Annotated in this window: 9 protein-coding genes; 4 read left to right on the top strand and 5 right to left on the bottom strand. The window is 37.5% G+C overall.

Going from position 1 to position 12,195, the window contains the following annotated elements:
- Positions 1-4 precede the first annotated feature (4 nt).
- A complete protein-coding gene (gene gldN / locus ACN1CD_RS11610; protein ID WP_419130558.1) occupies positions 5-919 on the top strand; it encodes a gliding motility protein GldN in 915 nt (304 codons plus the stop codon).
- Between the two features lie 144 nt (positions 920-1,063).
- On the opposite strand, the gene ACN1CD_RS11605 is transcribed toward gldN, so the two are convergent.
- The 5 genes from ACN1CD_RS11605 to ACN1CD_RS11585 form a co-directional block, all read right to left on the bottom strand.
- Positions 1,064-2,440, bottom strand: coding sequence for a DNA/RNA non-specific endonuclease (locus ACN1CD_RS11605; RefSeq protein ID WP_419130557.1), 1,377 nt, complete (start codon positions 2,438-2,440; stop codon positions 1,064-1,066).
- A gap of 37 nt (positions 2,441-2,477) precedes the next feature.
- Positions 2,478-2,876 carry a nuclease A inhibitor family protein gene (locus ACN1CD_RS11600; protein ID WP_419130556.1) on the bottom strand — a complete coding sequence of 133 codons (399 nt, stop codon included), beginning with the start codon at positions 2,874-2,876 and terminating at the stop codon, positions 2,478-2,480.
- 131 nt (positions 2,877-3,007) lie between these two features.
- Positions 3,008-4,810, bottom strand: coding sequence for an excinuclease ABC subunit UvrC (gene uvrC, locus ACN1CD_RS11595; RefSeq protein ID WP_419130555.1), 1,803 nt, complete (start codon positions 4,808-4,810; stop codon positions 3,008-3,010).
- A 145-nt stretch (positions 4,811-4,955) separates the two neighbouring features.
- A complete protein-coding gene (locus tag ACN1CD_RS11590) occupies positions 4,956-7,178 on the bottom strand; it encodes a transglycosylase domain-containing protein (protein WP_419130554.1) in 2,223 nt (740 codons plus the stop codon).
- Between the two features lie 115 nt (positions 7,179-7,293).
- Positions 7,294-10,068: a tetratricopeptide repeat protein gene (locus ACN1CD_RS11585; RefSeq protein WP_419130553.1), complete on the bottom strand. Its 2,775-nt coding sequence runs from the start codon at positions 10,066-10,068 to the stop codon at positions 7,294-7,296.
- 107 nt (positions 10,069-10,175) lie between these two features.
- Here ACN1CD_RS11585 and ACN1CD_RS11580 point away from each other — a divergent pair, with 107 nt between their 5' ends.
- From ACN1CD_RS11580 to atpB, 3 genes are all read left to right on the top strand, one after another.
- Positions 10,176-10,400 carry an AtpZ/AtpI family protein gene (locus ACN1CD_RS11580; protein ID WP_419130552.1) on the top strand — a complete coding sequence of 75 codons (225 nt, stop codon included), beginning with the start codon at positions 10,176-10,178 and terminating at the stop codon, positions 10,398-10,400.
- A gap of 164 nt (positions 10,401-10,564) precedes the next feature.
- Complete coding sequence (locus ACN1CD_RS11575; protein ID WP_419130551.1) at positions 10,565-10,975, top strand: hypothetical protein; 411 nt, start codon at positions 10,565-10,567, stop codon at positions 10,973-10,975.
- A gap of 14 nt (positions 10,976-10,989) precedes the next feature.
- Entirely contained in the window at positions 10,990-12,156 is a 1,167-nt protein-coding gene (gene atpB / locus ACN1CD_RS11570) for a F0F1 ATP synthase subunit A (RefSeq protein ID WP_419130550.1), read from the top strand.
- Positions 12,157-12,195: the final 39 nt, after the last annotated feature.

Raw genomic sequence — 12,195 nt, 5'->3', positions numbered from 1 at the left:
TAAGATGAAAAGGATTTTAAGCTTCGCTGTTTTGGCATTATTTACTACGCTGGCTTTTGCACAAAAAAAGCCAACCAAGTTAGCGCCAAAAAGAACTGCACCTGTAGCCGCGGTGTCAGCACCCGTAGATTCGGTGAAAGTACCTGTAAAAACAGCGAAGAAAAAACTAAAGGTTCCACCAAAGGATGGCTTTTATGCGCGTAAAGACATAGATAGCACAGAAATGGTTCCTTTGGCTGATGTGCGTGAGGAGGATGTTTTTTATGCTAAACGAATCTGGAGAGAAATTGATTTACGTGATACCGTGAACTCTGCATTGAGGTCTCCAAAATCTAGATTAATTGACGTGTTGATTGCTGCAGTTAAAGCTGAAGAACTTACGGCCTATTCTCCTTTTGACAGTGTTAATAATGAGGATGATGCTTTTACAAATCCATTGGCGACAGATTCTGCCATGATGCAAGCCGCAGGAACGGTTGAGGTGACTGATTCAAAGGCAGGGACTGTAACAACGGTTGCCAATGATCTTAACCCGGAATCTTTTTTAAAGTTCAGAATTAAGGAAGATTGGATTTTTGATGTGAAACGTTCTATTTTCGAACCGCGTATTGTAGGTATTGCACCAATGAAGTTTGTTGAATCTTCAAAACAATGGCAACCTGTGTTTTGGATTTATTATCCTGAGGCAAGAGAAATCTTAACGAAGAAACGTTTAGTGAATACGAACAATGATGCTTCAACATTGAGTTTCGATGATTTCTTCATTCGCAGGTTATTTAGCAGTTACATTGTTAAAGAATCTAATCCAGGAGATAACAAGCTTAGAGATATCATAGTAGACCCTAAACAAAGGTTATACGAATCTGAAAGAATTAAAAAATCGGTTCTTGATTACGAACAAGGACTATGGGAATATTAACAAAAAAGGCTTCGAATTTCGAAGCCTTTTTTGTTATACTAATTCAATGCCAGGTAGCATAATTCTGTAATGTTTGCTAAAGTGTTAAGAAGATTATTTCATTGTTTCTCTTCATTTATAAAGCTACCTGTATTAAAAACAGATTTATAAATTATCTGTTGCAGATTCTATTGCATTTTGAATAGCTGCAGGCACGTTTGATAAAACATCATAACCTGTGGCAGATTCAACGGCATTAACACTGGTACGATAAGTTTTCCAGTTTGTATTTAAACCATTTGTATTTGGCATGTTTACTGTAATTACCCTCGTGGCAGATGTAATCCGGCTTAAATCGTTATTGCCATTTGGTAATACTAAGATAACTTTCCAGGTATTAGAAGGCACATTAACCCGTCCATTATCAATGGTGTAAGTGGTGCCGCCATTGCTTCCTGTGCCACCTGATCCGTAAGAACCGCAAATGACATAAACTTCGTTTCCTGCCGTTACCAGTGAACGGGTATAATTTTCAAGATCTGCCCAAGGTCCCTGGTTATTATTAGGTGCCTGTGGCATCATATTGGTCATTAAAAAGGTAGAAGAATTTGCTGCAACTGAAGATGTTCTATCTGCCGAAGGACAATTGTGGCCACGATCGAAACCTGAACCAGAATAGCTGCTGCTTGATACCTGATACCAGCCTGAAGGCAAAGTATTGTCAGACCTGAAATCGTCCTGACGAGATGCAGAACCCAGATCAGATGACCCGATATGCCAGCTTACCCAGTTCGGTGTAGCCCTGCTTTTGCTGTAAGAACTTGTGTAATAAGTACGTTCCATTAAATAATTTTCTGGATAAGAGGTACTCGCAACTGCGTTGCTTGGGTTTCCAAGTAAAAGATGACTATTATCTCCTGGGGTTGTGGTAGGTGGAGGGGTAGTAGTATCTCCGCTGATAGAAATGCTGAAATCGTCTATGTTAATGCGTGCAGTACCGCCACTAATTTTACGGATTTGAAAGCGAACATTACCAGAAATTGCTGTGTTAAAAGTTGCGGTAGACAATGTTGTGGTACTACTGGTAACTGTGCTGCCAGATTGCAGCCAACTTGAACCACCATTTGTGGAATACCAAAGCTGCCAGGTACTGGTTGCATCTGTACCATATTTAGCGTGGGCAATACTGACTACATCAGCGCCATTTACATCGAAATTCATACTTAATATGCCAGTATTTCGGATGCGGACTGATTGAGTGCCATTTTTCGCGTCAGCTGCAAGGTTGCCGATTAAGGCATCATTAAGGCTCCAGCTTCCGCTACTTAAGGTGATCGATGCTGTAGTGTAACTTGTTTTTGAACCTGATTCAAAGTTCTCTGGAAAACCAGGAGCGATTGCCTGGGCACTAGCCGTAACGGCTTTGTTGTTTAATTTTTGTTCAAATAGGGTTGTTTCTGGCTGAATTTGGTTTTCTTTTTTACAGGCAGCCAGGCCAAGGCATAAAATGGCCGCTAAGCTTAATTTTTTTAATGCTTTCATGTTTTGTTTGGGATGTTTAATAGGTGGAAATGATTTTTTAGGTTTCTACAGCAAGGGTTTCAATCAGCACGCAGGTGCCATCTGGCAAATAGCCAGTAATTAATACAGGAATTCGGCTGGCACCTTCTACTCTGATCACCTGGAGGCTGGATAGGTTTTGTTCTAAATAGAGATAGAATGTGTGAATTTTTTGCGCATTTTCGACCATTGGTGCATCAGATGGATCTACCTTAGAAATCAGGTGATTGAAAAAATCGGAAGGATTGATCTGTTTTAAGTTAGATGGAGCCGAATGGTAATGATTGGCAACTTTTGATAATAATTCTGCAGGTGGAATTTTGCCCCAGTCGGTCACTGTAAAAGTGCTTTCTGTTTCGGTAAAGTATAATGTACCCAATAAAAGTTTGGTCATTATAGCCAAAATGTTGTTATTCATGTAAAATTAGGGATGATGTTTACTGATATTAACAAGCCTAATTTATGAAGAAAAAATTGAAGTGAAATCAAGGTAACGTTAAGATTATGTTAACCTTTACATAAGAATCCGTTGTGGTTACGGGTTTGAATTTATGCTTCTTTAAAATGATCTAGCAAAGTAACGACTTGCTTTTTGTTGAGGATTTCTGCCAGCTCTTTTTCTGTAGCCTCTTTAATTTTTTTAACCGATTTGAAATGAGTTAATAATCTATCAGCCGTTGTTTTGCCAATTCCCTCAATTTGTTCGAGTTCAGTTTTAAGTGTTCCCTGATCGCGTTTTTTTCGGTGAAAAGTAATACCAAATCTGTGGGCTTCATCCCGGAGTTGCTGAATAATTTTTAAGGTTTCTGATTTTTTATCTAAATAAAGAGGATAGGAATCGCCTGGATAAAATAACTCTTCTAATCTTTTTGCAATGCCAATTACGGTAACTTTATGCTCAATACCCAATAGTTTCAAACTTTTCATGGCAGATGAAAGTTGTCCTTTACCACCATCAATAATAATCAGTTGAGGCAAAGGCTGGTCTTCTTCCAGCATGCGCCTGTAACGGCGGAAAACGGCCTCTTCCATAGTCGCAAAATCATTCGGCCCTTCTACTGTTTTCACATTAAAATGACGGTAATCTTTTTTAGATGGTTTCGCGTCCTTAAATACTACAATGGCAGAAACCGGATACTTGCCCTGAAAATTGGAGTTATCAAAACATTCGATGTGTTTTGGCAACTGCGTTAACCGCAAATCATTTTGCATGGTGGTTAAAATGCGGTCAGTTCTTAAATCGGGATTGAGTTTTTCGTATTGATTGAGTTTTTCTTTCTTAAAGAACAAGACGTTTTTTTGAGACAGTTCCAGAAGTTTCTTTTTCTCGCCCAGTTTAGGTACTGTGAATTTCAGTTGTTCGTCTTCTATGGAAGGTTCAAAAGGCACAATAATCTCTTTCGAAGTGCTGTTAAACTTGGTTCTGAATTCCAGCATCGCTGTAATTAATAATTCATCATCACTCTCATCAAGTTGCTTTTTAATCTCAATGGTTTGCGTTTGAATAATTGATCCATTCGTTACCTTGAGATAATTAATAAATGCATAACGTTCATCCGAAGCAATGCTCACCACATCCACATTGGTAATGGCGCTATTTACAACGGTAGATTTACTTTGATATTTCTCCAAAACCTGAAGTCTTCTGGAGTATTGGTGCGCCAGTTCAAAGTTTAAATCCTCTGATGCTGATTTGATAATTCCCTTAACATCGCGAATAACATTGCCAATTTTTCCGTTCAGAATCTCTTTTATTTCTCCAATATTTTTATCGTAATCAACCTCAGTCTGATAGGCCTGACAAGGGCCCTTACAATTCCCAATCTGATATTCTAAACAAACTTTGAATTTGCCTTCGGCGATATTCTGATCATTAAGTGGTAAACTACAGGTTCGAAGGGGATAGGTTTCCTTAATCAGATCAAGAATGGTATGCATCATGCCAATCGAACCATAAGGGCCGAAATAGGTAGACCCATCTTTGATCACTTTCCTTGTCCAGTAAATTCGTGGAAACTTTTCATTTTTAATAATGATCCAGGGATAAGTTTTATCATCCTTCAGGTTGATGTTAAACTTTGGCTGATGTTTTTTAATTAAGCTGTTCTCCAATAGCCAGGCATCAATTTCAGTATCAACAATGGTAAAGGTTATGTTCCTGATTTTAGAAACCAGCACCCTCGTTTTACCATTAAATTGCTGTTTATCACCATTGAAATACGAGCCCACTCGATTACGCAAATCTTTCGCTTTACCAATGTACATCAACTTCCCATCTGCATCCCAATACTGGTATACGCCCGGTTTATGCGGAATTGCCGTCAATGCTGTTTTATGGTCGAAACTACTCATTATTGCAAAAATAGGGATATATGGAGGAAACCTTGTCTAAAAAGGATTAGAAAATGATTTTGTTTAAGGATTATGGCATTCATTCACCAAACTAGAAAGATCATGCTACTGGCTTTTTAGTTAAATGCTGCTTGAAAAACGATCTCTAGAAACCTAATTTCTCATCAAGCTCCGGACTGGTTTCTTCTTGCTGTTGCTGATATTGGTTGCAATCGTAAGTGATCGAAACACCTGATTTAGGCGCTTCAAAATCGGCATGGCTAATCTTTAAAGCAGGATTCGCATAAACCCGTTTAATAAAGCCTGCAAAAATTGGTAAAGCCGTATTGGCACCCTCACCCTGACTGGTACTGATAAAGTGAAAGGCCCGATCTTCACAACCTGTCCAAACACCGGTTACCAGCTGTGGGGTGATGGCCATAAACCAACCATCTGAGTTATTTTGTGTTGTTCCGGTTTTACCCCCAATTGGTGCGTTTACCTTATATTTATAATTTAATCTCGAACCGGTACCACCAGAAACTACACCTTTGAGCATCCTGGTCATTACGTATGCAACTTCCTCGCTCATGATCGGTTTAGGTATCTCTTTTTGCGAGAATAATACTACCCCGTTTTTATCTTCTATTCTAAGTAAATAAATAGGTTTGGTATACACGCCTTTGTTGGCGAAGGCACCATAAGCGCCCACCATATTATAAATGGAAGAATCAAAGGTACCCAATGCAATTGAAGGATAAGCAGGGACGTTTGGAATGCCCATTTTGGTTGCCAAAGTAGAAACCGCAACCGGACCAACCTGTTTCATGAGGTACGCCGTTACATAATTTTGAGAAAATGCCAATGCTTTTTGAAGTGTAATGGTGCCCGCCAATGGTTTTCCTGATGATTTTGGTGTCCATGGTTCTCCATAACCATCAATCGTAACCGGAACGTTTGGTACGGTATAACAAGGTGAATATCCATTTTCAATGGCCACTGCATAAGTAAATGGTTTAGCTGTTGAGCCTACCTGCCTCGTTCCCATCTTCACCTGATCATACTTAAAATGTTCGTAATTAATACCACCAACCCAGGCTTTAACATGTCCATTGGTTGGGTCCATCGTCATCATGGCATTACGCAGCAACATTTTATAATAACGAACAGAATCTATCGGCTTCATTACCGTATCTACATTACCCTTCCAGGTAAAAATAGTCATCTCCGTTTTGGTATTAAAATCCTCTTTAATCTCGTCGTCAGATTTTCCTTCCAGTTTCAGCGATTTATACCGATCCGACCTTTTAATTCCCTGCTGAATTTGCATATCTTTTCCTTTAAAAGGATTCCTGCCTTTCCAGCTTGCTAAGAATTGTGCCTGCAGAACTTTCATGTATTCTCTTTGGGCATCCTCAGCATATTTTTGCATGTCGTAATTTAGTGTGGTATAAATCTTCAAGCCATCACGGTCTAAATCATATGCCGAACCATCGGGTTTAGTAATTCCTTGTTCCTGAAAAATATTTTTAATATCGCTCTTTAAAACTGATCTAAAATATGGTGCAATACCATCATTAACAGTTGCCGCATTGAATTTTAAGCCCAAAGGTTTTTCTTGCTCTTCAGCAAATTCCTGCTGACTTAACAATTCTGATTTCACCATCATTGCCATTACGGTATTTCTACGGTCTCTGGATCTTTCCGGGTGCCGGGTAGGGGAATACATGGTAATTCCTTTTTGCATTCCAACTAAAGTAGCTGCCTGTGTTAGTGTTAATTTATCTGGAGTGGTGTTAAAATAAACCCTGGCCGCAGACTTTATTCCATAGGCCTGGTTACCGAAATCTACCGTATTTAAATACATGGTAATGATTTCTTCTTTAGTATAATTTCTTTCCAGTTTTACGGCAACAATCCACTCTTTAAACTTGGTGAGTACCAAAGAGAAAAAGTTAAGGTTTGATTCTCTCGGAAAAAGATTCTTCGCTAACTGCTGGGTAATGGTACTGGCACCTTGTTTTTTCCCAATCAGGTTGTATCCAATAATGGTAAAGGTACGTTTGAAATCGATCCCGGAGTGTTCTTTAAAACGGGTATCTTCGGTAGCTATTAGTCCGTTAATTACATTTTCAGAAATATCTTTATAAGTAACATTAGATCGGTTTTGCACAAAATAGGTTCCGAGTGGGCGGCCATCTTCTGCTATTATTTCTGATGCCTGATTGCTTTTTGGATGTTCAATATCTCGGAAAGATGGTAAAGCGCCGAAAAGGCCTAAACCAATCATTGAAATGAAAATAGCGAAAAAGGCTATTCCGGCAATGAGTATTTTCCAGATTACTAAACTATATTTTTTTGTTTCTTGTGCAGAAAGGGATTTATTCATTTTGTGTTGTAATTAGTTCAAAAAAGGCTTATTGCTGAGCCAATTTTAAGCTGCAAATTTATTAATTTTTAAAGAAAATGAACATTTCTGCTTTCAATCAAGCGTCTAGTTCTATTTAATAATTGTCTTTTAAAAACTCCAGATATTCATTTATACGTTGCCTATTGGTAAGCTTTTCGAAGTTTTCTCTGCTGATAATGAATCCTTTGTAAAGGCTGACAGGAACTTTCATGATGTTCTTTAATTGGCCTGAAATGCCTGATTCATATAACTTAGCATCTTCCAAATCAACAAAACTGGTTACGTAGATTAACTGATCGTTGTCTAACTCAATCAATTTATGCGCCAAATCATTATCCGGGTAGTTGCCACGGTTAAATTGGCCAATTCCAAAACGGGATGAACTTAATGTTAATGTTGCATCTGCCACATCAATAACATAGTAATATTCTTCAGATTTTGCTGCACTAAAGATACTGGCTGGCTTAGCCATTTCTCCCGGCTTGATATCTGTAGGTTTTTCCAGATCACTAACTTTTACAGGCTTATCAACTGCCGGAATTGCCGCGTTAATATCTGTTTTTAATGGCTTCGCCGGAACTGATATTGGTTTCGCCTGACTTACAAACCTTGGCTCTTTCGAATCAAAATCAATTAATGCCACAGGTCTTTGTTTAAACTCTTCCAGGTTAGCCTCAATATATTTCAGGTGATCACGAACCAGCGGTGTGATGATCATATCGTTGGCGTAATTCGTGTTAATGGAATTAAATTCAGTTAATAAAGCATCTAATTTTGAGGTTCTACCAATAGCGATGGCTTTTAAATAAGCATATTGTGGTGCTAAACCATTATCAGGCGAAGCCGAAATGTTAATATTTGCCTGGTTAATTACGGCCGGATAATCTTTTCTTGCATAAGCATCAAACGTAACGTTATAATTGTTGATTGCAATGTTTTCCAAATCACTTTGTTTCGCTGAATAAGACGGATCCAGAATAATCTTTGCAAAACTGCTTTCAGGATATTTTGTGAGTACCTGTTGGCGGTACTCGTTAGATTTATTCTCATCAACACCCTTCGCATTAAGATACAAACTATAATAAATGGCAGCAAGATGATTGTTTTCAGGGAATCTTCGCAAAAGTTCTAGGTATATTTTATCTGCTTCTGCCTTATCATTTAATTCCTGCTGATAAAAGCTTGCAATTTCAAAATAGGCATCTATTATCTTTTGATTTGATGCAGTAAGCAATTCTGGAGTAATCGGCAAAGCATCCAGATACTGTTTTTCTAGTGATGTTTGGTCTTGCGTATTTTGCGCATTGATCTCATTCGCTGGTATGATTTCATTCGCTACCTTACCGCCAGACATTACCTGATTGTTTTCCTGAGCAGATGACCTGATACTTTGTCGCCAGTTATCTTCCAGCTGTCTGTTTCCCCAACGTTTCCTAAAGTCGTTAAAACCATTACTAATCGCCGCATTATTATTAAAGTAAAAGGTATTACCAATGTTGTTTCCAGCCGGATTTAATGCCTGATTTGGGAAGTCAGGGTCATTTATCATTTGATTGGGAGTTGATACTACCGTAGCTACTTCCGCTTTTGGGGTTAAATATTCTTTTACCTTCGCCTCACGTTCACTCAACGGAAGTTTCGCAAAAGCCTGCGCGGTATCTTCCCGGGAAATTATCGTAAAACGATCAGTCAGATAGGTCAGATTTTCAGCCTTTTTTGCGATACTCACATAGTCAGGGAAGGTCTTCGGTAAGATCATTACCGTACTATCGTAATAAAGTTTCGCTTTGATATAATTGTTAAATTCCTTAAAGTTTAAATCGGCAACCCGCAAATACGACAATGCTTTTTGAGTTTGATTTTTTGTGCTTTTTTGTATTGACTTTAAGTAGTTCTCTTCTGCTTTTTCTAATTTACCTTCGGTTGAAAACATTTCTCCAACCTGGTAATAAATCTGGTCGGTATAATCAAAATTTTTATCATCCTTTAAGAGTGCCAAGAGTGCTTTGTCTTCATCAACTTTATATCCATTGATTAATCCCTTCAGCTTTATACGCTGCAAGTTCGCATGAAAATACATTTCAAAAGGTGCGTTGCTGTTTTCTACTTTAGTGAAATTGATGAAAGCATTCTGAAAATCTTTTTCTTTTTCCTGGAGTTGTGCCAGGATATATCTCCAGCGAATGCCCAATTGTTTATCATCAGCAAGGCGAACTGCGTTTTCCAACAATAAAATAGCTTCTTTATTCCTATTTTGATAAATGCGCATCTGTGCGGTTGTTGCCAATGGCTCGGCCAGATCTTTTTTTAACTGATCTTCAGCACGAAGCATGGTATCAAGAATTTTGTCTGCAAATACCATGTTGTTTAGTTCCATCTGGCTACGTGCTTTCCAATTCATGGCCATGATGAAAGTTTTCAGGTCATTGCTGTACGTTTTTGCGGTATAATCAAAATATTCTGATGCGATGAAATAATTGCCCTTTAAGTAGTTTGCTTTTCCTAAAAGCATGTAGGCGTCATCGATATAATTGCTAAAACTTTTATCGTTTATAATCGTTTGTCCCTTGGTAATCACCTCATCCAGTTGCTTATTTGGTGCTCCAGGCGTAAGTACTAAGTTAACCTGAGGCTCGGGGTCCAGGTAAACCGGGAGAATTTTTTCATAGTTATCGATATAACCCTGCAATAAAGCTTCGCGGTGTTCGGTTAATAAAACATTTGAGTTGTAGATATAGTTATACCTCGCCGTTAAGTTTTGAAACCTACGGTCTATTGTGGTATCTTTATTTGCAACACAGCCATAAATAAGAAGTGAGCTAAAAAGTAGGATGAAGGGATTTAAGTTTTTGTTTGCGTTTTTTTTCAATTATGCTAAATCTCTTTAAGTTGATATAGTAAACAATATATATAGAAAAATATTTATTTGGCAACATATTTTTATTATTCAAAGTTAATTTAATTATCTTATTAAAAATGGAAAATCCTAAAGAAGAAAATCCAGGGCAAAAGGTGAATGCAGCCGCCAAATATTCAGCAATAGGTTTCCAGATGATTGCAACAATCGGCCTGTTAACTTTTATTGGTTATAAAATAGATGAACACCGAAACAGCAAAAGCAAAATTATTACAGCTGCTTTTGCCCTTGCAGGCGTGGGCATTGCGCTCTATCAGGCTATTAAGCAAGCAACTAAGCCGTAAGTTTTCAGTTGGTAGTTTTCAATGAACTATACCTAACAATTAAGCAATTTAACAATCCAGTAATAAGACATCTACACAAGCAAGGCAATTGATCATTCAAACAATAATTCTATCTCTCACTAGTTACTTGATACTAAAAACCTTATCTTTGCAGAAGTTTTTATTTGCAAAGAATTTATTCCATTTTGACGCTAGCCAAATTTACAAGCACCTATTTCATTTTCGTAGGGATATTAATTGCGATCATCGCAGTTTTACCAATTATTTTTCCTGAACAACAACTTTTTATAAAGAATTTTTGGATTGTTTTCGGTTTTATGGCTGGGATTACTTATATCGCCTATATGCTTGTGGATATCGGAATAAAACGGGATCCTGAAGTGGGTATTATGGCGATTATGGGATCAATTGCGGTAAAGATGATTTTTTGTATGGCTTTTGTGCTGGTTTACAGTATAAAAGCAAAGGGAAACGGGCTGCTTTTTGTACTTAATTTTTTTTCTGTGTATTTCTTGTTTACTGCCTTTGAAATATACTGTTTGTTACGTAACTTGCGCCACCAAAATTTAAAGTAAAAAACTGCCAATAAATGGATTGTAACCAAGTTTTTGTGTCGAAAGTTAAGAAGGTAATCTTTGTTTTTACGCTTTTAGTCGCGTTTTTATCTCTCAAAAATGATACTTTCGCTCAAATTGATAGCGCGATTGTGTCTCCTGATAGTGTTGTAGCTGAATCTGCTCATGCAGTTTCTGGAGAACATGGTGCTACAGCACATGGCGAAGAGAAATTTGAGCCAACTAAGGTGATCATGGAGCACATTGCTGATTCACATGTATGGCATTTATGGGGACACACCTCTATCCCCCTTCCTGTAATTTTATATACTGCCGGAGGTTTAGAAATTTTCTCTTCTGCAAATTTTCATCACGGAGAGCATGATTATCAAGGTAAATACAATAAATATCGTCTGGTAACTGGTTTGAAGCAAAGCATGACTAAAGATATGTTCAATAAGAACATTAAAGTGGTTGGTGCTGATGGACAGATTGATGAAGCTGCATCTGATACAGTGATCGATTTCTCCATCACTAAAAACGTTGCCGCAATGTTTATTTCTATTGCATTAATAGTAATCGTTTTCTCTGCCGTTGCAGCAGGCTACAAAAAAAGAGTGGGTAAGGCGCCTAAAGGTTTACAATCTTTCTTAGAGCCGGTAATTATATTTGTTAGAGATGATATCGCTAAGCCAAATATTGGTCATAAATATGCGAAGTTCATGCCTTATTTATTAACGATCTTTTTCTTTATCCTATTTAATAATTTGTTGGGTTTAGTGCCTATTTTTCCAGGTAGTGCTAACGTAACGGGTAATATTGCTTTAACATTTGTAATGGCTACGGCTACCATGTTAGTAGTAAACTTAAATGGTAATAAATATTATTGGAAACACATTTTAACACCTGATGTACCTTGGTGGTTATACCCAATTATGATTCCTGTGGAGTTAATTGGTATCGTTTCTAAGCCATTCGCTTTAATGGTTCGTTTATTCGCAAATATTACAGCAGGTCACATTATCGTATTGAGTTTAATCTCATTGATTTTTATATTTAAAACATTGGCTATTGCGCCGGTTTCAGTGGCATTCGTTTTATTTATGGATGTATTGGAACTGTTAGTAGCATTTTTACAAGCTTTTATTTTTACATTATTATCTGCCCTATTTATTGGAATGGCAGTAGAAGAGCATCATTAACGGAAAACTATTTTTTACAAATTATATAATTAAATTAGT

This window comes from Pedobacter sp. N23S346 (assembly GCF_048515415.1).
Taxonomy (GTDB): Bacteria; Bacteroidota; Bacteroidia; order Sphingobacteriales; family Sphingobacteriaceae; genus Pedobacter.
This window is presented reverse-complemented; position numbering and strand designations above follow the sequence as displayed.

Excerpts from the sequence above, each read along its gene's own strand:
- gldN (WP_419130558.1), top strand. The coding sequence starts at position 5 with ATGAAAAGGATTTTAAGCTTCGCTGTTTTGGCATTATTTACTACGCTG.
- ACN1CD_RS11605 (WP_419130557.1), bottom strand. The coding sequence starts at position 2,440 with ATGAAAGCATTAAAAAAATTAAGCTTAGCGGCCATTTTATGCCTTGGC.
- ACN1CD_RS11600 (WP_419130556.1), bottom strand. The coding sequence starts at position 2,876 with ATGAATAACAACATTTTGGCTATAATGACCAAACTTTTATTGGGTACA.
- uvrC (WP_419130555.1), bottom strand. The coding sequence starts at position 4,810 with ATGAGTAGTTTCGACCATAAAACAGCATTGACGGCAATTCCGCATAAA.
- ACN1CD_RS11590 (WP_419130554.1), bottom strand. The coding sequence starts at position 7,178 with ATGAATAAATCCCTTTCTGCACAAGAAACAAAAAAATATAGTTTAGTA.
- ACN1CD_RS11580 (WP_419130552.1), top strand. The coding sequence starts at position 10,176 with ATGGAAAATCCTAAAGAAGAAAATCCAGGGCAAAAGGTGAATGCAGCC.
- atpB (WP_419130550.1), top strand. The coding sequence starts at position 10,990 with ATGGATTGTAACCAAGTTTTTGTGTCGAAAGTTAAGAAGGTAATCTTT.